Here is a 23,240-nt window from a genome sequence, read left to right as displayed (position 1 = left end):
AGTAAACAGATCGGTCTACTCTCTCGCGCCGGCTCTCTCCCCCAGGACCCGGGGCGGCCGTCGCGGGGAAGGAGAACCATGAACGTCCTGCTCTCCATCGCCTTCGTGCTGACCTGGAGCTCCGGGTTCATCGGGGCCAAGCTCGGTGCGGGCAGCGCCTCCGCGGTGACGGTGCTCATGTGGCGGTTCCTGCCGCTGGCCCTGGTCCTCGGGCTCGTCGCGCTGACTCTGACCCGCGCGTCCTGGCGCGGCCTGACGGCACGGGACGTCGGGCGGCAGGTGCTCGTGGGCGCGCTGTCGCAGAGCGGCTATCTCCTCACCGTGTACTACGCCATCCAGCTCGGCGTCTCCAGCGGCACCACCGCGCTGATCGACGGAACCCAGCCCCTGGTGGCGGGAGCGCTCGCCGGTCCGCTGCTGGGACAGTTCGTCTCCCGCACGCAGTGGATCGGCCTCGGGCTCGGCGTCGGCGGCGTCGTCATCGTCACGGCGGCCGACTTCGCGGGCGGCGGCGACACCGCGTGGTGGGCCTACCTCGTACCGTTCCTCGGCATGCTGTCGCTGGTGGCGGCGACGTTCCTGGACCGGCGCACGACGCGCCCGGTCGGCCCGGCGGTGTCGATGACCGTCCACTGCCTCACAAGTGCCGTCGTCTTCACGGCGCTCGCCGTCGCGGCGCGAGCCGCGACGCCGCCGACCGAGATGTCCTTCTGGGTCGCGATCGGCTGGCTCGTGACGCTCTCCACGTTCGGCGGGTACGGCCTGTACTGGCTGATCCTGCGGCGCTCCGGGGTCACCCAGGTCAATACGCTGATGTCCTCATGGCTCCGGTGACGGCCCTGTGGGGCGCCCTGATGTTCGGTGAACCCTTCGGCGCGCAGACGGTGCTCGGCCTGGCGGTGGGGCTCGCCGCGGTGGTCGTCGTACGGCGCGGCGAGCGCCCTCGGACGGCCGGCGTGCCGGCGGGGCGGGGCACTTGCGACGGCCGAGTTGACGGCCGAGGCCGTCGGGCACTCACCGATGAAGTGCATGGAAATTCTCCATAGCGGGTGAATGGGTATTCACCCGCAGGAAATTGACATGTGCCGAGCCACCTTGCCGCCGTCCGGTCCGTAAATGCGGGCCGTCGGCAACAGGCCATTGATGAGGGGGGTTTCTGCCGCGAGAAGCCCCTTTCGGACCGCTTCGGTCATACTGCCGCCCATGAACCGTCTCCGCATCGGCCTCGTGGGCACGGGCCCCTGGGCCACCGCCACGCATGCCCCTGCCCTCGCCCGGCACCCGGACATCGATCTCAGCGGTGTGTGGGGCCGCCGTCCGGAGGCCGCGGCCACACTCGCCTCCGCCCACGGGACGACGGCGTACGCGGACGCCGACGAACTCTTCGCGGCCAGTGACGCCGTGGCCTTCGCGGTCCCGCCCGACGTGCAGGCGCCGCTGGCCGCGCGCGCCGCGGCGGCGGGCTGCCACCTGCTCCTCGACAAGCCGGTGGCCACGACGCCGGACGCCGCACGCGACCTGGTCCGGGCGGCCGAGCGCGCCGAAGTGGCGTCCGTGGTCTTCTTCACGCTGCGCTTCGCCACCCTCAGCTCGGCCTGGGTGACCGAACAGGCCACCGTCGGCGGCTGGTTCACCGGCCGCGCCGACTGGTACGGCTCGTTCTACACCCCGGACGGAACCGCCCCGTTCTCCTCCCCGTGGCGCGCGAGCCGCGGGGGCCTGTGGGACGTGGGACCGCACGCCCTGTCGATGCTGCTGCCGATCCTCGGCGACGTGAGCGACGTGACGGCCGCTCCGGGGCCCGGCGACACGGCCCACCTGATCCTGCGGCACACGAGCGGCGCCTCCAGCACGGCGGCGTTGAGCCTGACGGCGCCGGCCAAGGGCTCGGGCCTGGCCGTGGAGCTGCGCGGCGAGAACGGCATCGCCGTACTGCCGCCGTGGGAGGGCGCCGACGAGGCCTTCGACACCGCGATCGGCGAACTGGCCACGGCCGTGCGCACCGGCACGGCGCACCCTTGCGACGTCCGGTTCGGGCTGCGGGTCACGGAGATCCTGGCGCGGGCCGAGGAACGGATAAGGGCCGCGTGACGTGGCCGGGGACAACCACGGGCGGTCGGTACCGTGGCCGCTACGTAATGGCGAGTGACGGCACCGACCGCAGCCGGTGGACCCATGAAACCGGACCTGGAGGAAGGTCCACGCGGTCCGGCGTTGCCCTGTTTCCGACCACACGGATCGGAATACGAACAACCGTCCCACGCGCTTCCCACGTCGGCCCGATGGGCCTAGGGGGTACCCAATGCCGGGGAATTTCAGCCATTCTCAAGCTCCCCGGACAAGATGCCCCACAGTTGTGCCCGCGCACCCGCCGACGATCAAATCCGCAGGTCGGCGAGGTCGCGCACACCATGATGCCGCAGCGGCTGATCGTTTTCTTCGGGCAATGTTTACTACCAAAGAAGATGTGAATATTTAGACTGATCACGCTCCAACTCGGCGTGTACCAAGAGGGATTACCCACCATGAACAAGACGGCGCTCCGCGCTCTGCTCCGCGAACGACGCGCCCTCATTGCCCCCGAATCGCATGGCTTCTCGCGGCCGAGCGGTCAGGGACGGCGGGCTCCCGGCCTGTCACAGCACCAGGTCGATCAGTTGCTGCACCGCACCTTCGGGACGTACCACCGTCTCGAATCCGGCAATTACCCCAATCCGCCGGCGGCATTGCTCCGTGACGTCGCGCGCCTCTTCGGGCTCAATGAGCAGGAGTGGGTGTCACTCTGCCGATACGCGCTCCTGCAGGATCCCCCCGGGCCGCTCCACCTGTCATCGGGGAAGGAGATCCCCGGTGTGTGGCAGGAGGCCGTGGAGAGCATCCGGCACATCGCCTATGTCTCCGACGCCTCCTGGGACCTGCTCGCCTACAACGAGCCTTTCGCGGCCCTGTTCCCGGGTCGGAGCGTCCCGGCCAACACGATGCGCTGGATGCTGCTCGAGGGCCGCGAGGTGCTGACGGACTGGCACACCGCTTGGGCGCCCCTGGTTCTGCCGCAGTTGCGTGCCGCCCTCGCGACCCGACCCGAGGACGAGGTCCTGCGGCAGATCGAGAAGGAGATCCTCGCCGACCCCGAGGCCGGGCCGCTCTATCTGGGCGGTGCGTCCTTTCCCCACCCCGACGGAGACGAACGCCCGTTGCTGCACGCCGAGTTGGGGCCGGGCTGGGTCACCATGTGCGCCGCGCAGCCCATGACGGCCCCCGGCGCGCGGCTCATCATCCTCGTCTTCCATCCCGGCCAGAAGCGAGCGCATACGCGGGCGCCCATGTTGCGGGCCTTCTGAGGACCGGGCTCTTCCGGTCTTCACCCCTTCGCACACAGCAGGCGACGGGCTCACCGCGGTGAAGTACGTTGTGCCGCACCCCCCACACCCGACCGAGCCCGCGGGAGCGCCACCGTGCCTGCTTACGTATCAAGACCTCTGACCGTCTTCGGTGACCACAAGGTCACCACCGGTGACATAGCCGACGACATCCGCGCCCACCACTCGGACCATCCCCGCCTCGGCGCGATCCTCCGTGTCGTACGCAACTGCGGTGTCAACACGCGTCATTTCAGCCGCCCCGTCGACGCGCCGACCGTGGCCGGGGCCGCGGGCATCGAGGACCGTGCCGCCGTCGCCTTCGAGGACGCGCTCGACATGGCCGAGCGGGCCGCGTCCGAGGCCCTGCACGCCTCGGGTCTGGTCGGCGAGGACATCGATGCGATCGTCACGGCTCACTGCACCGGCTGGGCGGTGCCCAACCTCGATGTCAGGCTCATGGACCGGCTCGGGCTGCGGCCCACCGCGCGGCACATCGCGCTCACCACCTTGGCCTGCGCGGGAGGCGTCCAGGCGCTCATCCGCGCCGCCGACCTCGTCGCAGCGCGGCCGGGCAGCAAGGTCCTGGTGGTGGCCGCGGAGGTCATCTCCAGTGTCTACAACCACAGCGACACGAGCATCGAGTCAATGATCTACAAGGCGCTGTTCGGGGACTCCGCCGCCGCGGCGATCGTCACGAGCGATCCGCTGGGACCCGGAATCGCGGTCGAGGACTCCCTCGAGTACGTGCTGCCGGACAGCCTCGACCGGTACCGCGGACGCATCGCCCCGGACGGATTCCACTTCGACTCCACGAAGAAGGCGCTCAGCGCGGCCGACGACGTGCTGCCCACCATCTTGGACTGGCTCGGTCCCTACCGCGCCGACTTCGCGGTCGTCCACCCCGGCAGCCCTCGCATCATCGGCGACACGGCCGAGGCACTCGGTCTCCGCGCCCACGCCGTGCGCCACTCCACCGCCACGCTCGCCGACGAGGGCAACCTCGGCGGCGTCAGTGTGTTCCGCGTCCTTGAACGCACCCATGGAGAACCCCCCGCCGACAACGCGCGGGGCGTGGCGGTGGCCTACGGCCCCGGTTTCACCACCGCCGCCCTCCGCTGCCGCTGGCAGTCCTGACCCCCGAACCGGCCCGCCGATATTCACTTGCCGCCCCGCACCGCCCCTGTTGAAGTGGCCGGATGGATCACGCAGCGGTTCTGGCCGCGTACGACCAACAGATTCGGCGCGACGCACGGAGTGAGGGATCCGGCACGCGGCTTGAGCGGATCGGCGGCGTCGTCCGCCAGACCGGCTCGGAGCACGACTGGAACGGCGTCCTGTGGGCGGACGTCGACGCGAGGACAGCGGACGACGTGATCGCGGAGCAGGTGCGTCACTTCACGGACGCGGGACGCGAGTTCGAGTGGAAGCTGCACTCCTACGACCACCCCGCCGATCTGGCCGAGCGGCTCCTCGCGGCCGGCTTCGTGGCCGATCCGCTGGAGACGGTGATGGTCGCCGAGTCCGACGGCCTGCCCGCCGGGCCGGAGCTGCCCGAGGGCATCCGGCTGCTCCCGGTGACCGACGCGGCGGGCGTCGAGCTCATGGCCGAGGCGCACCTCGCGGCCTTCGGCGAGGGCGACGTCGCGCTGAGCGAGCAGCTGGGCAAGCGGGTCCTCGCCCAGCTGACCGAGACGCCGGACGAGATCGTCGCGGTCGTGGCCATGGCGGGCGACCGCCCCGTGTGCGGCGCCCGGTTGGAGTTCCGCCCCGGCACCGACTTCGCGGGCCTGTGGGGCGGCGGCACCGCTCCCGAGTGGCGCGGCAAGGGCATCTACCGCGCCACGGTGGCCCACCGCGCCCGCATCGCCGCCGAGCGCGGCTACCGCTACCTCCAGGTCGACGCCTCCGACGACAGCCGCCCGATCCTGGACCGCCTCGGCTTCACCACGCTGTGCACGACCACGCCGTACGTGTACCGGCCGTGACGGCGTCGATCCGCCCCCGCCGCGTAGCGACGGGGGCGGATACGAGGACGGAGGTGCGGCCTAGGGCCTGTCTGACAATTCGCGTCGTCGCCCGGAGGGCGGCCTCGCGGCGTCAGGTGCGTGCTCTCGGCGTGCCGGGCGTAGGGCCTCGTACTGGATGTACTTGGCTCTGCGCCCGGTGCGGCGAGAGTGCGTGCATGGCGTCGCGAGGCAGGCGGGAATTGTCAGACAGGCCCTAGCGGATCGGCATCCCCGACAGGGTCCTCGCGATGACCAGGCGCTGGATCTCGCTCGTGCCCTCGAAGATCGTGTAGATCGCCGCGTCCCGGTGCATCCGCTCCACCGGGTACTCGCGCGTGAAGCCGTTGCCGCCGAGGATCTGCACGGCCTGGGCGGTGACCTTCTTGGCGACCTCGCTCGCGTAGAGCTTCGACATGGAGCCCTCGGCCGACTCGAACTTCTTGCCGGTGCTCGCCATCCACGAGGCGCGCCACACCAGCAGACGCGCGGCGTCGATCTGGGTCCGCATGTCCGCCAGCTGGAAGGCGACGCCCTGGTTGTCGATGATCGGGCGGCCGAACTGCGTACGCGTCTTGGCGTACTCCAGTGCCTCCTCGTACGCGGCACGGGCCGTGCCCACCGCCATGGCACCGACCGCCGGGCGGGACGCCTCGAAGGTGGCCATCGCGGCGTTCTTCACGCGCTCGCCACCGGCCTTGGCGCGCTCCCGCGCGCGGGCGAGGCGCTCGTCGAGCTTGTCCTTGCCGCCGAGCAGGCAGTGGCCGGGGACGCGTACGTCTTCGAGGACCACCTCTGCGGTGTGCGAGGCGCGGATGCCGTGCTTCTTGAACTTCTGGCCCTGGGACAGGCCGGTTGTGTGCGGCGGAATGATGAAGGAGGCGTGTCCCTTCGAGCCGAGCTCGGGGTCGACGACCGCGACGACGACGTGGACGTTGGCTATGCCGCCGTTGGTCGCCCAGGTCTTCGTGCCGTTGAGGACCCACTCGTCCTTGGCCTCGTCGTAGACGGCTCGGGTCCGCATGGCGGCCACGTCGGAGCCCGCGTCCGGCTCGGAGGAGCAGAAGGCGGCGACCTTGACGTCGTTGGCGTCGCCGTACATCTGCGGTATCCAGGTGCCGATCTGCTCCTCGGTGCCGTTGGCGAGGACGCCGACGGCAGCCAGGCCCGTGCCCATGATGGACAGGCCGATGCCCGCGTCGCCCCAGAAGATCTCCTCGGTGGCCATCGGGATGCCGAGGCCCGTGGGGTCGAAGAACTGCTGGGCGTAGAAATCGAGGGAGTAGATGCCGAGCTTGGCCGCTTCCTGGATGATGGGCCAGGGAGTCTCCTCGCGCTCGTCCCACTCCGCGGCCGCGGGACGGATCACCTCCGCGGCGAACCCGTGGAGCCAGTCCCGGACCTCCTTCTGCTCGTCGTTGAGCTCCATGGTGAACTCGGCCATGACCCCTCCAGGACCTGCGATCAATTGCGGCGTTACCAGCGGTAACCGAAGTCTGTTACCGGCCAGTAGTCCGTGTCAACTCCCGGCAACCCGTTCGATGCGCGCCACACCCCGGGTGTTACGTTGCGCGTGCGTCACGCAATCGCACGGGCGGGGAGAAACGCTTATGGGGACCACACAACCAGCCGATCAGCAGAGATCCGCGGACCATGGACAGCGCCGACGGGAGCTGCTGGAGGCCGCGGACCGGGTGGTGCTCCGCGACGGCCCCGGCGCCTCCATGAACGCCATCGCCGCCGAGGCGGGCATCACCAAGCCCATCCTCTACCGCCACTTCGGCGACAAGGGCGGACTGTACGCCGCGCTCGCCAAGCGGCACACGGACGCCCTGCTCGCCTCGCTGCGCGCCGCCCTGGACGCGCCCGCCGAGCGCAGGGAGCGGGTCGAGGCGACGCTCGACACCTATCTCGCGGCGATCGAGGCACGCCCGCAGGTCTACCGGTTCCTGATGCACCCCTCCGAAGCGCCCTCACCGGGCGAGCAGGGCTTCGACGTCGGCCTGCACTCCGCTCCCCTGCTGCGCCGCCTCGGCGAAGAACTGGCGGAGGTCATCGAGGAGCGCGTCGACCTCGGCCCGCAGAGCGCCGAACTCGCCCGCGTCTGGGGGCACGGCATCGTCGGCATGATGCACGCGGCCGGCGACTGGTGGCTCGGCGAACGGCCGTGTCCGCGCGAGCAGTTGGTGCGCAGCCTGGCGGATCTGCTCTGGGGGCGGCTGGCCGCCGCGGGCAACCGCGTCGGCGGGCCGGGGTTCTGAGCCGCCCCCGGCGGAGCTCAGTGGTTCCAGGGGGCCCTGGCGGCGGCCCGCAGCACCCTGCGGCGCCGCCAGCCGGTGACACGGTCGGTGTAGACGCCGCCCTCCACGTGGTCGCACTCGTGCTGGAGGCAGCGCGCGAACCAGCCCGTCCCGTGCACCCGCACGGGCTCCCCGCGCACGTCGAAGCCCTCGACCACGGCGTGGTCGAAGCGCGGCGTGCCCGCTTCGAGGCCGGGCAGCGACAGACAGCCCTCCGGCCCGCGCACGGTGACGCCGTCCGCCTCGACCAGCCTCGGGTTGACCACGTGTCCCAGGTGGCGGACATCGTCGTCGTCCGGGCAGTCGTAGACGAACACCCGCCGGGCGACGCCGATCTGGTTCGCGGCCAGGCCCACGCCCTGCGCCGCGTACATCGTCGCGAACATGTCCTCGACGAGCCGCGCCAGTTCGGGTCCGAAGTCGGTGACCTCCTCGCAGGCCGTGTGCAGCACGGGGTCACCGAGCAGGGTCAGAGGTCGTACGCGCCCCGAGGCGCCCGGGATCGAGCCGTGTCGCATGGCGGCAAGAGTACGGTCCATGGCAGGAGCGGCATCGACGTGGTGCCGCGGTTCGGGCTTGTCAGCGGATCTCGATAGGCTGAGCAACGAAACGATGCCGGGCAGGCGCGGCGCCGTACGCAAGGAGGATCTCGACAGATGTCAGGCAACACGGACCCGCTGTCGCCGCGGGCCAAGCTGGCCGTGACGGCGGGCAAGGCGGCCGCGGCGGTGTCGCGCGCGGCGGGCCGCGGCAGCGGATCGGTGATCGGCGGCAAGGTCGCCCTCAGGCTCGACCCCGAGCTGCTGGGCCGCCTCGCCACACACCTGGACGTGGTCCTCGTGTCGGCCACCAACGGCAAGACGACCACCACGCGCCTGATCGCGGAGGCCCTGCGCGCCAGCGGCCCCGTGGTCTCCAACGCCCTCGGCGCCAACATGCCCGCCGGGATCACCTCGGCGCTCGCCGGTGGCTCCGACGCCAGGTACGGCGTGATCGAGGTCGACGAGAAGTACCTCGCGGGCGTCGCCCGTGACGTGGACCCGAAGGCCATCGCGCTGCTGAACCTCTCGCGCGACCAGCTGGACCGCGCCGCCGAGACCCGCATGCTCGCCGAGAAGTGGCGCGAGGGCCTGGCCGGCTCCAAGGCCGTCGTCGTCGCCAACGCCGACGACCCGCTGGTCGTCTGGGCCGCCTCCTCCTCGCCGAACGTGGTGTGGGTGGCCGCGGGCCAGGAGTGGAAGGACGACGCCTGGTCGTGCCCGTCCTGCGGTGGCGTCATGCAGCGCCCCGGGGACGACTGGTTCTGCGGCGAGTGCGGTTTCCGCCGCCCGGCGCCCAGCTGGGTGCTCTCCGGCGACCACGTCCTGGACCCGCACGGTTCGGCCTGGCCGATCCACCTCCAGCTGCCCGGCCGCGCGAACAAGGCCAACGCCACATCCTCGGCCGCCGTCGCCGCCGTCTTCGGTGTGCCCCCGCAGGTCGCCCTGGAGCGGATGTACCAGGTGCAGGCCGTCGCCGGGCGCTATGACGTCGTGCAGTTCCAGGGGCGTGACCTGCGGCTGCTGCTCGCGAAGAACCCCGCGGGCTGGCTCGAGACGTTCTCGCTGATCGACCCGCCGCCGACCCCGGTGATCCTCTCCGTCAACGCCCGCGGCGCGGACGGCACGGACACCTCCTGGCTGTGGGACGTCGACTACACCCGTCTCGCCGGTCACCCGATCTTCGTGCTCGGCGACCGCAAGCTGGACCTCGCCGTGCGTCTCGAGGTCGCGGGCCTGGACTTCCGGGTCTGCGAGACCGTCGACGAGGCGGTGCAGCTGGCCCCGCCGGGACGCATCGAGACGATCGCGAACTACACCGCGTTCCAGGACCTGCGCCGCCGCGTCGGCAACTGACCCCCACCGGCCCTTCTAGACCATTCGTAGGGACACATGAGCATGAGCGACAACAGCCTGCGGCTGGTGTGGGTCTACCCCGACCTGCTCAGCACGTACGGCGACCAGGGCAACGCCCTGGTCGTGGAGCGCCGCGCCCGCCAGCGCGGCCTCCAGGTCGAGCGCTACGACGTGCGCAGCGACCAGCCGGTGCCCACCTCCGGCGACATCTACCTGATCGGTGGCGGTGAGGACCGCCCGCAGCGCCTCGCGGCCGAGCGGCTGCGCCGCGACGGCGGCCTCCAGCGCGCCGTGGGCAACGGCGCGATCGTCTTCTCGGTCTGCGCCGGCTACCAGATCATCGGCAACGAGTTCATCAACGACCTCGGTCAGCGCGAGCCGGGCCTCGGTCTGCTCGACGTGGTCTCCACGCGCGGCGAGGGCGAGCGCTGCGTCGGTGACGTCCTCGCCGACATGGACCCGCAGCTGGGCCTGCCCCCGCTGACGGGCTTCGAGAACCACCAGGGCGTCACGCACGTCGGCCCGAACGCGCGGCCGCTGGCCCGCGTCACCCTCGGCCGGGGCAACGGCACGGGCGACGGCACCGAGGGCGCGTACAACGGCACGGTCTTCGGCACGTACATGCACGGCCCCGTCCTCGCCCGCAACCCGCTCATCGCGGACCTGCTGCTGAAGCTGGCCCTCGATGTGAACGCGCTGCCGCCCACGGACGACCGCTGGTACGAGGCGCTGCGCTCCGAGCGCATCAACGCCGCCCAGCAGCCCGCGTAACCGCTGCCCGGCACTCGCCGCGGCAGCCCGCTTGACGCCCCGCCCGCACATGTGAGCGGGGGCGTCCAGCCCTCGGACGCCTGATGCGGTACGGCCCCCCGGCGCCTATAGGGTGGCGGGGATCCAGCCGGACGACGTGGTCCGGCCATTCGGCCCACGTTGCAAAGGTTTCCCGGGCTATGCGCATTGGTGTCCTGACCTCCGGCGGCGACTGCCCCGGCCTGAACGCCGTCATCCGCTCCGTCGTGCACCGCGCGGTGGTGGACCACGGCGACGAGGTCATCGGCTTCCACGACGGCTGGAAAGGCCTCCTGGAGTGCGACTACCGCAAGCTCGACCTCGACGCGGTGGGCGGCATCCTCGCCCGCGGCGGCACGATTCTCGGCTCCTCGCGCGTGCAGCCCGCCCATCTGCGGGACGGTGTGGAGCGCGCCCGGGGCCACGTCGCCGACCTGGGCCTCGACGCGATCATCCCGATCGGCGGTGAGGGCACGCTGAAGGCGGCCCGCCTGCTCTCCGACGCGGGCCTGCCGATCGTCGGCGTGCCGAAGACCATCGACAACGACATCGCGGTCACCGACGTCACCTTCGGCTTCGACACCGCCGTGGGCGTCGCGACCGAGGCCCTCGACCGGCTCAAGACCACCGCCGAGTCACATCAGCGTGTCCTGATCGTCGAGGTCATGGGCCGTCACACGGGCTGGATCGCCCTGCACTCCGGTATGGCCGCGGGCGCGCACGCCATCGTCGTGCCCGAGCGCCCCTTCGACATCGAGGAGCTGGCCGCGAAGGTCGGCGAGCGCTTCTCGGCGGGCAAGAAGTTCGCGATCGTCGTGGCCGCCGAGGGCGCCAAGCCCCGCGCGGGCTCCATGGAGTTCGACGAGGGCGGCAAGGACGTCTACGGCCACGAGCGGTTCGCCGGCATCGCCCGCCAGCTCTCCCTCGAACTGGAGCAGCGCCTCGGCAAGGAGGCGCGCCCCGTCATCCTCGGGCACGTACAGCGCGGCGGCACCCCCACGGCGTACGACCGCGTCCTCGCGACCCGCTTCGGCTGGCACGCCGTGGAGGCCGTGCACCGCGGCGAGTTCGGCCACATGACCGCGCTGCGCGGTACGGACATCACGATGGTGCCGCTCGCCGAGGCCGTCGAGACGCTGAAGACCGTGCCCGACGAGCGGTACGCCGAGGCGGAGTGCGTGCTGTAGCTGTAGTCGTTGCTCGTTGCACTACCCGCCCCCGGTCGCAGCAGCGGCCGGGGGCGGTTCTACTCTGGTGCCGACGCACGTCGCACAATCCGCACGAATCAGGAGCCACTGGATGGATCACAGCGGGCACGGCATGAACATGGATCTGCCGCCGTTCACGCTGGGGCGAGGCCTGGAACTCTCGGCCGACCCCTTCTTCCTCATCGGCTGCCTGCTGGCCCTCGCCCTGTACGGGTGGGGCGTGGTGCGGCTCGTGCGGCGCGGCGACAAGTGGCCGGTGGGCCGCACGATCTCGTTCGTGCTCGGCATCCTGACCGTGCTCCTGGTGATGTGCACCAAGCTCAACGACTACGGCATGGTCATGTTCAGCGTGCACATGGTGCAGCACATGGTGATCAGCATGCTCTCGCCGATCCTGCTGCTGCTGGGTGCGCCGATCACGCTGTCGCTGCGCGGGCTGCCGGTCGCGGCACGCGGCCACAAGGGGCCGCGCGAGTGGCTGCTGTGGGTGCTGCACAGCCGGTACATGCGGATCATCACGCATCCGGCGTTCACGATCCCGCTGTTCATCGCGAGCCTGTACGCGCTCTACTTCACGCCGATCTTCGACACGCTGATGGGCTCCAAGGCCGGCCACATCGGGATGATGGTGCACTTCCTCGCCGTCGGCCTGATCTTCTTCTGGCCGATCATGGGCGTCGACCCCGGCCCGCACCGGCCCGGCTATGTGATGCGGATGCTGGAGCTGTTCGCGGGCATGCCGTTCCACGCGTTCTTCGGCATCGCGCTGATGATGGCGACCGAGCCGATGATCGGCACGTACATGCATCCGCCGGCCTCGCTCGGCATCGACGCGCTGGCCGACCAGGAGGCCGCGGGCGGCATCGCCTGGGCGTTCAGCGAGATCCCCTCCGTGGTCGTGCTTGTGGCCCTGCTCTTCCAGTGGCGGCGCTCGGAGGACCGTGAGTCCCGGCGCAAGGACCGCGCCGCGGACCGCGACGGGGACCAGGAGCTGGAGGCGTACAACGCCTATCTGGCCTCACTGGCCGCACGCGGACGGTAGCGCGAGAGGGCACTCGCGGGTCACGATGGTCTTCGGACCGCGGTCTCGGCGCGCACGCGCCGCGGGCTGCCGGGAGGAGGCTGAGAGCGATGCCCGGTTCCACGAAGACCATGGGTGGGTTCACCGTCGGAGGCCTGGTCATGGTGACGGCCTACTCGGTGGCGCTCGGAAGCAACGGCTGGCTGTGGTTCGGCTGGGTCGTGCTCGGGCTGATCACGCTCGGGATGGTGCTGTCGCGCGCCACGTGAGCGCGATGCCGCGCGACAGCCGGGTGCACGGCGGGTCGGCCCGTGTCAGAACCGGAATACGTGACCGGTGTCGACATGCATCTCACAGGCGTTCGCATACGTCTTCCGCCACGCGATCAACCGGTCCCGATAGGTCCCGACCGCGGTCGCCGTGACCGGATCGAACTGCTTGGTGCACACGTGCGGGTCGTCAGCGAGGGCGCCGAAGTCCGCCTTGGCCCGGTGGATCGCCTCGCACGCCTTCCTCGCTTGCGGGTGGGGGCCCCTCGGCTCGGGCTCGCAGCGCAGCATCACGCCGCGCACCCAGGAGTTCTCGGCGCCCGAGACGGTGAGGAAGAACCCGCGCTCCCGTGTGGGGGCCCCGTCGGCGGCTTGGGCGGGGACGGCCGCGCCGAGGGCGATCAGCGCGGCGGCTGCGACGGTGAACGGACGCATGCGAAACCTCCGGGTGAGTGACGGTGACGTGCTGTGGCGTCGGCCCGTGGCGCCGGGGACGTCCGGGCGAGGCCAGCGGACCTCCCGTCCGCGCCGGGCGTCGAGCCGCCTCGCCGGTGGATCGCCCGTGCGGCGGCCCGGAAGAGCCCGAACGGGCTCTCGCGTCCGCGTCGCCGATTGGCTACTGTGCGTCGGCACCGGGATCAGGGGAAGGCGGCCGCCATGTTCTATCTACTGCTCAAGTACGTGATCCTCGGCCCGCTGCTGCGGCTGATGTTCCGGCCCAGGATCGAGGGTCTGGAGCATGTGCCGGAGTCGGGCGCGGCGATCGTCGCGGGCAACCATCTGTCGTTCTCGGACCACTTCCTGATGCCCGCGATCATCAAGCGCCGCATCACCTTCCTCGCGAAGGCCGAGTACTTCACGGGCCCGGGCCTCAAGGGCCGCCTCACGGCCGCCTTCTTCCGCAGCGCCGGGCAGATCCCCGTCGACCGCTCCGGCAAGGAGGCGGGGCAGGCCGCGATCCGCGAGGGCCTGTGCGTCCTGCGCAAGGGCGAGCTGCTCGGCATCTACCCGGAGGGCACGCGCTCGCACGACGGGCGGCTGTACAAGGGCAAGGTCGGCGTCGCGGCGATGGCCCTCAAGGCGGAGGTGCCGGTGATCCCCTGCGCGATGATCGGCACCTTCGAGGCGCAGCCGCCGGGCCAGAAGGTGCCGAACCTCCGACGCGTGACGATCCGCTTCGGCGAGCCCCTCGACTTCTCCCGCTACTACGGCATGGACGGCGAGAAGGCGGTCCTGCGGGCCGTGACCGACGAGATCATGTACGCGATCCTGGGGCTCTCCGGGCAGGAGTACGTCGACAAGTACGCGGCGGTCGTGAAGGCCGAGGAGGCCGAGCGTGCCGCGGCGAGGGCGAAGGAGTCCCGCAGGTTCCCCCGGATGCCGCTGCGCTGAGGCGACCGATCCGCCGCCGGGCCGGCGGCGCGGCCCCGCGACACTCTGCTGAGAGCAGACGTTCTCGATCGCGCCGGGGCCGCCACGTACGTTCCCTGCATGAGGAACGCAGTGGTGATCGGCGCGACGGGACAGACTGGGCGCGTGGCCGTACGGGCTCTCGCCGAGGACGGCTGGGCGGTGACGGCGGTCTCGCGGACCGGCGGGCGCGACGAGCAGTGGCCCGGTGACGTACGCGAGGCGCGGCTCGACCGGGACGACGACGCGGCGCTGGCGGAGGTGCTCGGCGACGGCGTGGAGCTGGTGGTCGACATGGTCGCCTTCCACCGGGGGCACGCGCGTCAGTACGCGGCGCTCGCCGACCGGATCGGGTCGGCCGTGGTGCTCTCCAGCGGAGCGGTGTACGAGGACGCGCGGGGCCGCAGCTTCGACACCCAGGACGAGCCGGACGGTTTCCCCGAGTACCTCGTGCCGCTCCCCGAGACCCAGCCGACGGTCGCGCCCGGCGACACCACGTACGGCGCGCGCAAGGTCGCCCTGGAGCAGGAGCTCCTGGCGCTCGGCGAGCGGTTGCCGGTGACGTTGCTGCGGGCCGGGGCGATCCACGGGCCGGGTTGCCGCACACCCCGCGAGCTGTACTTCGTGAAGCGGAATGTGGACGGCAGGCGGGTCCGGGTGCTCGCCCACGGCGGGCGCAGCCGCTTCCACCCGGTGAGCGCGCACACCCTCGCGGAGCTGGTGCGTCTCGCGGCGGCCCGGCCGGGGTCCCGGGCGCTCAACGCGGGAGACCCCGCCGCGCCGACCGTCGCGGAGATCGGCGCCGCCGTGGACGCGGTGATGGGCGTGGAGACGCGGACGGTGCTGGTGGAGGGTGACCCTCCGGAGCGCGGCGTCGGCCTCACCCCGTGGTCCGCACGGCACCCGGTGGTGTACGACATGTCGGCCGCGGAGCGGGAGTTGGGATACCGCCCGGTGAGGACGTACGCCGACTCCCTTGCGGAGACGGTCCATTGGCTCGTCGACCAGCTCGGCGACAGGGACTGGCGGGAGGCGTTCCCGAAGATGGCCGCGACCTATGATCCCAATGTCGATCTCTTCGACTACGCAGCGGAAGACGCCTGGTTGGCGCGACAGGAGGACTGAGTGAGCGAGCAGCACGCCCAGTACACGAAGCTGGTGGGACTGCTGGATGAGCGGGGGGCGGCCTACCGGGTCATCGAACACGAGCCGGAGGGCGCCACGGAGGCGGTGAGCGCGCTGCGCGGCAACACCCTGGAGCAGGCCGCCAAGTGCATCGTGGTGATGGTGAAGACCGGCAAGAAGACGAAGCGGTACGCGCTGGCCGTGGTGCCGGGCGACCGGCGCGTCGACCTCAACGCGCTGAAGGCGTTGCTCGGCGGTACGTACGCCGGCTTCGCGACGCAGGAGGTGGCAGAGCGGCTCTCGGGGAGCGTGAGCGGGACGATCCTGCCGTTCTCGTTCGACCCGGAGCTCGAACTCGTCGTGGATCCCGCCCTGTTGAAGCATGAGGAGATCTTCTTCAACGCGGCGCGGCTGGACCGCTCGCTGGCGCTGCGGACGGCGGACTACCGGGAGATCGCCTCGCCTCGGATCGAGACGATCTCCCAATAGGGGCGCCGCAGGGGGCTGTTACGGCTTCGGTGTGGCGTGCGGGCCGCACGTCACGTCGGAGGCGTCGAGCTTGCCGGTCAACAGGTAGGCGTCGACGCGGTCGTTGAGGCACGGGTTCGGGATGTTGGTGATGCCGTGCGAACCGGCGTCCTTCTCCGTGACCAGGCGCGATCCCTTGAGCCGCTCGTGCAGTTCGAGGGCGCCGGGGTACGGCGTGGCCGCGTCCCGGGTGGCCTGGACGAGCAGCGTGGGCGGCAGGCCCTTGCGGCTCTCGATCTCCAGCGGACGCTGCTGCTTGCTCGACCAGGTCGCGCACGGCAGATTCATCCAGGCGTTGCCCCAGGTGAAGAAGGGGCTCGCCCGGTGGATGCGGGTGTTGTCCCGGTCCCACTTCGACCAGCTGCGCGGCCACTTGGCGTCCGCGCACTCGACGGCCGTGTAGACGGCGTTGCCGTTCTCCTGGGCGGCGTTGCCGGCCTTGTCCGCCATGTCGGGGCTCGCCGCCTCGATGAGGGACTTGGGGTCACCGGCGGCGTACTTGCTCCAGTTCGTGGCGACCTCGACCCAGTAGGAGTCGTAGTAGGGCGCGTTCTGGAAGTAGGCGTGCAGCTCGGCCGGGCCGACGGTCCCGTCCAGCGGCTGCTTCTTCGCGGTGGCGCGCAGCTTCTCCCACTGGGCGCGGACCTCGCCGTAGGTGTCGCCGAGGTGGAAGGCGGCGTCGTTCTTCGCGACCCACGTCATCCAGTCGATCAGGCGCTTCTCGAAGGCGACGTCCTGGTCGAGGTTGACCTCGTACCAGATCTTGTCCGTGCGCGGGTTGACCACGGAGTCGAAGACCATGCGGCGTACGTGTGTCGGGAAAAGGGTGCTGTAGACGGCGCCCAGGTAGGTGCCGTAGGAGACGCCGAGGAAGTTGAGCTTCTTCTCGCCGAGGGCGGCACGGATGACGTCGAGGTCGCGGGCGGTGTTCGGCGTCGTCATGTGCGGCAGCAGCGCGCCGCTGCGCTCCTGGCAGCCGTCCGCGTACTCGGCGGCGAGCTTGCGCTGGACGCGCTTGTCGGCCTCGCTGTCGGGTACCGGGTCCAGCTTGGGTGCTTTCACGAACTCCTGGGGGTCCACGCAGGACACGGGCGCCGAGTGGCCGACGCCGCGCGGCTCGAAGCCCACGAAGTCGTACGCTTTCGCGGTCTTCTCCCACAGTTTGTTCTTGGTGACGACGCGGCGCGGGAAGCGGAGGCCGGAGGCGCCGGGGCCGCCCGGGTTGTAGAGGAGGGCGCCCTGACGCTCTTCCTTGGTACCGGTGTTGCCTATGCGGTCGACGGCGATCTTTATCTTCTTGCCGTCCGGCTTGGCGTAGTCGAGGGGGACGGTGACCCAGCCGCACTGGATGGGCTTCTCCAGACCCCAGTCGGCCGGGCAGTCCCGCCACTCGATACCGGCCTTGGCGGCCCGCTGGGCGGCGAGCGCGACGCCGCGCGCCTCACGGTCCTTGCCGGACCGGGCGTTCGCGTCGGCGCTCGCCGTGGGCGCGGCCATCGCACCCGCTATCAGCGTGGCGGCGACAAGGGCGCCCGCGGATCCGAGCACCGCCGTCCGCCTGGTCCCTCGGGTCCGTCTCAAGTGGGCCTCCCGCACGTCGAATTCGAGCAGTTTCGATCAGTACGGGGATCCTTGCGCCTGCGGGGTCCCTGGCAACAGACACGGCAGGTCTTCTTTACCAATCCGATAAACGGTGTGGCGGGCACGGGTTCCGTTGCTCATCGGGCAGGCGCAGGCCGACATGGACGCCGACGGCCTCGGCGTGACGCTCGTCCGTCTGGCCTCCGGCATCCTCGCCGAAAAGCACCGGCTCCCCCCGGACGACGCCCTGGCCCGCATGCGCGCCCACGCCATCCGCCACGACCAGCCGCTCCACCAGATCGCCGATCACGTCATGACCCATCAGTCCCTGGACCGACCGAACCGGCGCTCTCCCTGCCCGCCCCCTCCCAAGGGCTCGGCCCCGTGCCATCACGCCAGGCCTCCAGGGCCGCGCCGTCGACGCAGACTATGCCGCATTGCTGCGCGTACTCCAGGGCGGGAGCGGTGAAGTCGCTCGTCGTGACGAGTGCGGCCACGTCGGCCTCGTGGACCGTGAAACACGTCCCTCCGAAGCGCTGCAGGTCCTGCGAGCCGACCTTGTTCCCGTCGCCGTAACGCTTGCACTGGATGACGACCCGCCGACCGTCGGGCGTCACGGCTATGACGTCCGCTCCCAAGTCGCAAGCGCCGCCGACGACTTCCACGCCCCGGCACGCGTCACGGGCGCACAGTTCCGCGACGGCCTCTTCGAATCCGTCCGGGGCGAGCTCGGCGTAGTCGTACGCGCAGGTGTCGTCCTGGGCGAACGGCGGGTCGAGGACGGCGGTCGCCTCCTCGCCGCCCGGCGGCATGTACGCCGCATCGGCCGGCGCGCCGCGCGCCGTGCCCGCCTCCTTAGCGGCACCGAGGCTGTCGGCGGCCTGCTCCGCGGCTTCCTCAAGCACCTCGGCGGCGCGGCGCGCACACCTGGCGGCGGAGAAGCGGCGCCACCTGGACCGGCACAGCGGCACGGTCGAGAGCGCCACGATGACGAGCGCACCTGCCCACAGCGGGCGGCTCTCGACGATGCTCGCCGCGGTGCGGACCAGGAACACCACGACGCAGAGGATGATCGCGAGCAGAACGAAGAACACGGCGTTCGCGCGCAGGTCGAAACGCCGTTCGCCAGCCACGTGTGGCACCGAGCGCGAGGGCACGGTCATTCGGCCCCTTCCGGAGGAGGACTACGAAGATCACTTGTCTACGCGTGCCCTGGATCCAGGTCCGCAAAAAACCGCGCGCTCAGGTCGGATCGGTCAGATCCACGTCGGCGTGGAACATGTTGTGGTCCGAGTACCGCGTGAGATGCACACCGTGTCCGGCCGGGGCGATGTCCCGCAGGAAGATGTAGTCGAACTTGCTGTACCAGTCGGTCGTCACCTCGCAGGTGCCGGTGGCCCGGGAACGGCACTCAGGGTCGGCGTCCGCGGCCACCGCCCACATCTCGGCGAGTTCCGGGGCGTCCGGCACGGCGTTGAAGTCGCCGAGAACGATCGCGCGGTCGTGTCGCGCGACGGCCGCGGCGAGCACGTCGGTCTGTTCCGCGCGGACCGCTTCCTGGCGTCGTTGGGCGAGGTGGGTGTTGAAGACCCGGGTGGGCCGGCCGTCCACGGTGGTGGTGACCGCCATGTACCCGCGGTCCTCGGATCCGCCGTCGGGGTACTCCACGCTCACGTGGTCCGTCATCGGTGCCGCCGAGAGGATGGCCTGCCCGAAGCCCCCCGGACGCCACGGCAGCCCTCCGCAGCGGCTCCAACTGCGGAGCACTGACCCGTACTCGACCTGGTAGACGAGTCCGTACTGGTACTCCAGATGGTCCCGGATCCTCTCGACGTCCCGCACACATGCTTCTTGCAGGCCGATGACCTGGGGCGCGTACGTGGCGATGTCCGCCGCCCGGCCGATGTTCTGTCCGCTCTCGTTGCAGGGATTGCAGATGTTCCATGTCATGACCCGGTTCGGTACGACATCTTCGGGGGCGCCGGCGGGCAGCGGCCTGGCGAAGAGAGTGCCCTTGGGCGCACTGGGGCCGACGAGCGTCATGCAGACCACGATCATGGCACCCGCGAGCAACCGCACGCCTGTTCCGCTCACCATCGCCTCCTCGGAGTGGAGACACATCGCATCACATGGTGTCTCCTCGCATGAGGCTAACGGGACGGGTGTCAGGCACGGCAGCGCCCCCTCGGTGACGTCCGATTCCCCCGAATCCGATACGCCGTTGCCAGTGATCGGCACAATGTGAAGGCGCCGAGCTTCACCGAGTTCGCGCTTGCCGGCAATGGAGAGAGGCACTTTTTCAGTGGGCAGTGAACCAGCGGACCTCCACGACATAGACACGTCCCTTCCGCACAGCGCACGTGTCTGGAACTACTGGCTGGGCGGCAAGGACCATTACGAATCCGACCAGAAGGCCGGTGATGCCTACAAGGAGAAGTTTCCGCTGATCGTCCCGATGGCCCGGGAGTCACGCGACGTGCTGCGTCGCTCGGTGACCTGGATGGCGCGGGAAGGCGTCAACCAATTCCTGGACGTGGGTGCCGGGCTGCCCACGGCCAACAACACCCACGAGATCGCTCAGCGCATAGCGCCGGACAGCCGGGTGGTCTACGTGGACCACGACCCGATCGTCCTCATGCATGTCGACACGCTCCTGCACAGCACCCCTGAAGGCGCGACGGACTATGTGCTGGCGGACATGCGCGACACCGACACGATCCTTCGCGGCGCGGCCAGAACGCTGGACATGTCCCGGCCCGTCGGTCTCGTCATCAATGACGTGCTGGGCCATATCGACCCCTGGGAAGACGTTCTGACCCTGGTGCGTGGTCTGGTGTCCGGTCTTCCCTCGGGCAGCTACGTCTCGTTGACCCACGCCGACGCCGACGACGAACTGCACCGCAGCGTGCAGGAGGAGTACAACAACTCCGGCGCCATTCCCTACGTTCTGCGCGGCCCGGAGCAGACGGTCTCCCTGTTCGACGGCCTTGAGCTCGTCGAGCCCGGCTTCGTCCCCTGGCCGAAGTGGAAGCCGGACGCGGCCATGCCCGGTTCGCTGACCATGCGGGCCGGATGGGTCGGTGTGGCACGGGTGCCGTGACGTCACCCGAACAGATCGCGCAGGGCCTCGTCCAGCGTGCGGCGTACCCGCAGGGCGTCCGGGGCGACGGCGGTGACCAGGACGCCGGGTCCGGCCAGCGGCGTGAGCGCCGCCCACTCCCCCAGCGGCGCGGCCTGCGGGGTGCCGTGCTCGAACTCCGGTTGCACGACGAGCAGTTGCCCGACGGCGCGGTGCCCCGCGAGGACCGCGGGGCCGTCCCAGCCGCCGGGGGCTCCGGGGCCGCACGACAGTTCCTGGTCGAGCAGCAGGGTGCCCGCCCGGCGCACGGTGAGGCGGCTGGTCAGGCGACCGGAATCCTCGCCGGTGCGGCCGAGGACCTGCTCCTCGCGCAGCACCAGGCGGGCCCCCGCGGCGAGATCCGCGCGCGTCGTGACCCTTAGGTCGCTGTCGCGTACGGAGATCAACTGCTCCGGAAGCCAGCGCAGTTCGGCACCCTCGGCCACGGTGAGGCACACGTCGTAGCGCGCCGGTTCCTTGGTCTGGCCCGGTAGCGCGAGGGTCGCCGCGGCCGAGGCGATGTGCAGCGCGGCCCCGTCGTGCGCGGTGGCCTCGACGGTGAGGTGGTCGCCGCCGAGGGGGCCGCTCATCGCACCGACCAGCGTGACGCGTGCGGCGGGGCCGGTCGAGCGGGTGCGGCGCAGGGCGAGCGGGCCCTCGCCGTCGAGCACGGGCAGGACGGTGCCGCCACGGCCGTCCGCGCGGGCCTCGACGCGGGCGGTGGCCCGCAGGCCGGCGCCGCCCTGCCACTCCTTGCCGCCCCGCAGGGCTTGCGTGTCGCCCTGCGGGGCGAGGTCGACCGTCACGCCGACGCGGTCCATGCGGCGTACTGCTCACGCACCCAGGCGGCGACCGGACCGACGCCCTCCGCGGAACGCAACGACTGGAAAATCACCGGGAGTTCGGCGCGCTGCGCCTTGGCGTCCGCGGCCATCCTGGCCAGGTCGGAGCCGACGTGCGGGGCGAGGTCGGTCTTGTTGATGACGAGGAGGTCGGCCGTGGTGACGCCGGGACCGCCCTTGCGCGGGATGTCGTCACCGCCCGCGACGTCGATGACGAAGATCTGCGCGTCGACGAGTCCCTTGGAGAAGGTGGCGGTGAGGTTGTCACCGCCGGACTCGACGAGGATCAGGTCGAGCGGCCCGACCTCGTCCTCCAGGTCCTCCACGGCTTCCAGGTTGGCGGATATGTCGTCCCGGATCGCGGTGTGCGGGCAGGCCCCGGTCTCCACGGCGGTGATCCGCTCGGGCGGCAGTACGGCCTCGCGGAGCAGGAACTCCGCGTCCTCGCGGGTGTAGATGTCGTTGGTGACGACGGCCAGGGACAGCTGGTCGCGCAGCGCGTGGCAGAGGGCGGCGACGGTCGCGGTCTTACCGGACCCGACGGGCCCACCGAGCCCGATACGCAGCGCGCGCCGGCGCCCGTCGGGGCGGTGCGCGTCGGCGGAGACGGCGGCGGTGCCGGCGTGGGAGTGGTCGAGGTGCATGTGCGGCTCCAATGGTCGGGGCCCACTCGGCCCGTCCGGCGGCGCGGACGAGGCCTGTCAGGCCGTTGGGGGGCTGAGGGCCTGGAGGGCCTGGGGTCTGGGGCTTGCGCCGGGGGGCTTGGTTGGGCTGGGGTCTGGGGCGGGGCCCGGTTTGGGGTTTGGGGGGGGGGCTGGGTCTGGGGTCTGTGTCCGGGGCCGGGTCCGGGCGCTAGCGCCTCAGGGCCTGGGGCCTGGGGTCCGGGGCCTGGGGTCCGGGGTCCGGGGTCCGGGCCCTGAGTCTGGAGGGCTGGGGCCTGGGTCCCGGGTCTGGGCGCTAGCGCCTCGGGGCCTGGGTCTGGGTCTGGGTCCGGGGTCTTGGTTGGGCTGGGGTCTGACAGTTGGGGGCTGAGGTCCGGGGGCCGGGGCCCGATTTGGGGTCTGGGGGCGAAAGCCCCCGGGTCGGTACGGACAGTTCGGGGAGATGAGGGCCGCTACGACGCGAAGAGCCGTACCGGCCAGGCCGCATGCGCCTCCGCTCCGATTTCCAGGAGCGGAGCCGACGCCGCGGGCAGCGCGTCGACGCCCTCGGCGGCGGCGCGGGCCGCCGCCTCGGCCGCGGCCCGCGCGACCCGGTCGAGATCAGGGGCGAGCCGCGCCAGGACCGCCGTGGCGTCGAAGGGGTCGAGGCTCAGGAGCCGGACCGTGGCGGTCGCCGGGCCACTGACTCCTTCGTACGCCGAGCAGTACGCGGCGTCGTCGGGCCCGAGGCCGGCGGCGCGGGCGGTGAGTCCAAGGACGACCGGCTGATGGGCCCCCTTGGGGAACCGCCTGGCCAGGGCGTCGAGTTCGGGGTGCGGCCAGGTGGCGCGGGCGGCCCGCATCATCTGCCGCCCGAGCCGCCGCGCCGCGGCCCGCAGGGCGGGCGAGGGGGTGCGTGCGTCGGCCGCCTCGTCAAGGGCGGCCGGATCCACGCCGAGTGCGGCGGCCGCCGCGAGGGCCGCCGTCACCAGGCCGCTGGTGTGGAGCCGCCCTCGGCAGAAGGCCTCCAGGCTCTCGACCCCGGTGATCCGGCCCGCCTTGACGGCCGCTTCGGCGCCGCCGGAGTGCGCGTGCCCGCCGGCGGGGAAACGGCCGTCGGCCAGGACGAGGAGTGCTGCGCGTGACAT

Annotated in this window: 23 protein-coding genes and 2 pseudogenes; 16 read left to right on the top strand and 9 right to left on the bottom strand. The window is 71.1% G+C overall.

Going from position 1 to position 23,240, the window contains the following annotated elements; all coding sequences use genetic code 11:
* Window positions 1–78 precede the first annotated feature (78 nt).
* From ACF062_RS19180 to ACF062_RS19160, 5 genes and pseudogenes are all read left to right on the top strand, one after another.
* Window positions 79–1,046, top strand: a pseudogene (locus ACF062_RS19180) (DMT family transporter).
* Window positions 1,047–1,203: 157 nt separating this feature from the next.
* A complete protein-coding gene (locus ACF062_RS19175) occupies window positions 1,204–2,091 on the top strand; it encodes a Gfo/Idh/MocA family protein (protein ID WP_392139569.1) in 888 nt (295 codons plus the stop codon).
* A gap of 434 nt (window positions 2,092–2,525) precedes the next feature.
* Window positions 2,526–3,341 carry a helix-turn-helix domain-containing protein gene (locus ACF062_RS19170; RefSeq protein ID WP_392139567.1) on the top strand — a complete coding sequence of 272 codons (816 nt, stop codon included), beginning with the start codon at window positions 2,526–2,528 and terminating at the stop codon, window positions 3,339–3,341.
* Window positions 3,342–3,455: 114 nt separating this feature from the next.
* The gene (locus tag ACF062_RS19165; RefSeq protein WP_392139565.1) at window positions 3,456–4,496 is read left to right on the top strand and encodes a PhlD; all 1,041 of its coding nucleotides are present in this window, start codon (window positions 3,456–3,458) and stop codon (window positions 4,494–4,496) included.
* 62 nt (window positions 4,497–4,558) lie between these two features.
* Entirely contained in the window at window positions 4,559–5,347 is a 789-nt protein-coding gene (locus ACF062_RS19160; RefSeq protein WP_392139563.1) for a GNAT family N-acetyltransferase, read from the top strand.
* Between the two features lie 235 nt (window positions 5,348–5,582).
* Here ACF062_RS19160 and ACF062_RS19155 read toward each other — a convergent pair whose 3' ends face one another.
* A complete protein-coding gene (locus ACF062_RS19155; RefSeq protein WP_392139561.1) occupies window positions 5,583–6,809 on the bottom strand; it encodes an acyl-CoA dehydrogenase family protein in 1,227 nt (408 codons plus the stop codon).
* Between the two features lie 166 nt (window positions 6,810–6,975).
* Between ACF062_RS19155 and ACF062_RS19150 the strand changes: the two genes are divergently transcribed.
* Window positions 6,976–7,626: a TetR family transcriptional regulator gene (locus ACF062_RS19150; RefSeq protein WP_392139559.1), complete on the top strand. Its 651-nt coding sequence runs from the start codon at window positions 6,976–6,978 to the stop codon at window positions 7,624–7,626.
* 17 nt (window positions 7,627–7,643) lie between these two features.
* Here the strand turns inward: ACF062_RS19150 and def are convergent, their stop codons facing one another.
* Complete coding sequence (gene def, locus ACF062_RS19145) at window positions 7,644–8,183, bottom strand: peptide deformylase (RefSeq protein ID WP_392139557.1); 540 nt, start codon at window positions 8,181–8,183, stop codon at window positions 7,644–7,646.
* A gap of 138 nt (window positions 8,184–8,321) precedes the next feature.
* Between def and ACF062_RS19140 the strand changes: the two genes are divergently transcribed.
* The 5 genes from ACF062_RS19140 (at window position 8,322) to ACF062_RS19120 (ending at window position 12,847) form a co-directional block, all read left to right on the top strand.
* Window positions 8,322–9,560: a MurT ligase domain-containing protein gene (locus ACF062_RS19140; protein WP_392139555.1), complete on the top strand. Its 1,239-nt coding sequence runs from the start codon at window positions 8,322–8,324 to the stop codon at window positions 9,558–9,560.
* 42 nt (window positions 9,561–9,602) lie between these two features.
* Entirely contained in the window at window positions 9,603–10,331 is a 729-nt protein-coding gene (locus tag ACF062_RS19135; protein WP_223772810.1) for a type 1 glutamine amidotransferase, read from the top strand.
* 179 nt (window positions 10,332–10,510) lie between these two features.
* Window positions 10,511–11,536, top strand: a complete 1,026-nt coding sequence (locus tag ACF062_RS19130) for a 6-phosphofructokinase (protein ID WP_392139553.1) — start codon at window positions 10,511–10,513, stop codon at window positions 11,534–11,536.
* 112 nt (window positions 11,537–11,648) lie between these two features.
* On the top strand, window positions 11,649–12,599 hold the full coding sequence (locus tag ACF062_RS19125) for a cytochrome c oxidase assembly protein (RefSeq protein ID WP_392139551.1): 951 nt from the start codon (window positions 11,649–11,651) through the stop codon (window positions 12,597–12,599).
* 89 nt (window positions 12,600–12,688) lie between these two features.
* The gene (locus ACF062_RS19120) at window positions 12,689–12,847 is read left to right on the top strand and encodes a hypothetical protein (protein ID WP_223772813.1); all 159 of its coding nucleotides are present in this window, start codon (window positions 12,689–12,691) and stop codon (window positions 12,845–12,847) included.
* Between the two features lie 45 nt (window positions 12,848–12,892).
* Here ACF062_RS19120 and ACF062_RS19115 read toward each other — a convergent pair whose 3' ends face one another.
* Window positions 12,893–13,282, bottom strand: coding sequence for an SSI family serine proteinase inhibitor (locus ACF062_RS19115; RefSeq protein WP_392139549.1), 390 nt, complete (start codon window positions 13,280–13,282; stop codon window positions 12,893–12,895).
* A 222-nt stretch (window positions 13,283–13,504) separates the two neighbouring features.
* Here ACF062_RS19115 and ACF062_RS19110 point away from each other — a divergent pair, with 222 nt between their 5' ends.
* The 3 genes from ACF062_RS19110 (at window position 13,505) to ACF062_RS19100 (ending at window position 15,871) form a co-directional block, all read left to right on the top strand.
* Window positions 13,505–14,239 (top strand): lysophospholipid acyltransferase family protein, encoded by a 735-nt coding sequence (locus ACF062_RS19110; RefSeq protein ID WP_392139547.1) that lies wholly within the window; start codon window positions 13,505–13,507, stop codon window positions 14,237–14,239.
* 99 nt (window positions 14,240–14,338) lie between these two features.
* Window positions 14,339–15,382, top strand: coding sequence for an NAD-dependent epimerase/dehydratase family protein (locus tag ACF062_RS19105; protein ID WP_392139545.1), 1,044 nt, complete (start codon window positions 14,339–14,341; stop codon window positions 15,380–15,382).
* Window positions 15,383–15,871, top strand: coding sequence for a YbaK/EbsC family protein (locus ACF062_RS19100; protein ID WP_392139543.1), 489 nt, complete (start codon window positions 15,383–15,385; stop codon window positions 15,869–15,871).
* Window positions 15,872–15,889: 18 nt separating this feature from the next.
* Here ACF062_RS19100 and ACF062_RS19095 read toward each other — a convergent pair whose 3' ends face one another.
* Window positions 15,890–17,491 (bottom strand): alpha/beta hydrolase, encoded by a 1,602-nt coding sequence (locus tag ACF062_RS19095; protein ID WP_392139542.1) that lies wholly within the window; start codon window positions 17,489–17,491, stop codon window positions 15,890–15,892.
* Between the two features lie 160 nt (window positions 17,492–17,651).
* Between ACF062_RS19095 and ACF062_RS19090 the strand changes: the two are divergent.
* A pseudogene (locus tag ACF062_RS19090) lies at window positions 17,652–17,744 on the top strand (hypothetical protein); the annotation flags it as partial.
* A 58-nt stretch (window positions 17,745–17,802) separates the two neighbouring features.
* Here the strand turns inward: ACF062_RS19090 and ACF062_RS19085 are convergent.
* Window positions 17,803–18,654, bottom strand: a complete 852-nt coding sequence (locus ACF062_RS19085) for a restriction endonuclease (protein ID WP_392139540.1) — start codon at window positions 18,652–18,654, stop codon at window positions 17,803–17,805.
* A 79-nt stretch (window positions 18,655–18,733) separates the two neighbouring features.
* Complete coding sequence (locus ACF062_RS19080; protein ID WP_392139538.1) at window positions 18,734–19,612, bottom strand: endonuclease/exonuclease/phosphatase family protein; 879 nt, start codon at window positions 19,610–19,612, stop codon at window positions 18,734–18,736.
* A 181-nt stretch (window positions 19,613–19,793) separates the two neighbouring features.
* Between ACF062_RS19080 and ACF062_RS19075 the strand changes: the two genes are divergently transcribed.
* Complete coding sequence (locus ACF062_RS19075; RefSeq protein WP_392139536.1) at window positions 19,794–20,591, top strand: SAM-dependent methyltransferase; 798 nt, start codon at window positions 19,794–19,796, stop codon at window positions 20,589–20,591.
* 2 nt (window positions 20,592–20,593) lie between these two features.
* On the opposite strand, the gene ACF062_RS19070 is transcribed toward ACF062_RS19075, so the two are convergent.
* From ACF062_RS19070 to ACF062_RS19060, 3 genes are all read right to left on the bottom strand, one after another.
* A complete protein-coding gene (locus ACF062_RS19070) occupies window positions 20,594–21,430 on the bottom strand; it encodes an urease accessory protein UreD (RefSeq protein ID WP_392139534.1) in 837 nt (278 codons plus the stop codon).
* Entirely contained in the window at window positions 21,412–22,095 is a 684-nt protein-coding gene (ureG, locus tag ACF062_RS19065) for an urease accessory protein UreG (protein ID WP_392139532.1), read from the bottom strand. Before ureG ends, ACF062_RS19070 begins: the two co-directional genes overlap by 19 nt.
* A gap of 470 nt (window positions 22,096–22,565) precedes the next feature.
* The gene (locus ACF062_RS19060; protein ID WP_392139530.1) at window positions 22,566–23,240 is read right to left on the bottom strand and encodes an urease accessory protein UreF; all 675 of its coding nucleotides are present in this window, start codon (window positions 23,238–23,240) and stop codon (window positions 22,566–22,568) included.

It is taken from the genome of Streptomyces sp. NPDC015345 (genome assembly GCF_043078805.1).
Lineage (GTDB): Bacteria > Actinomycetota > Actinomycetes > Streptomycetales > Streptomycetaceae > Streptomyces.
The sequence above is the reverse complement of the archived record's forward strand: the minus strand, read 5'-3'. Positions and strand labels throughout refer to the sequence as shown.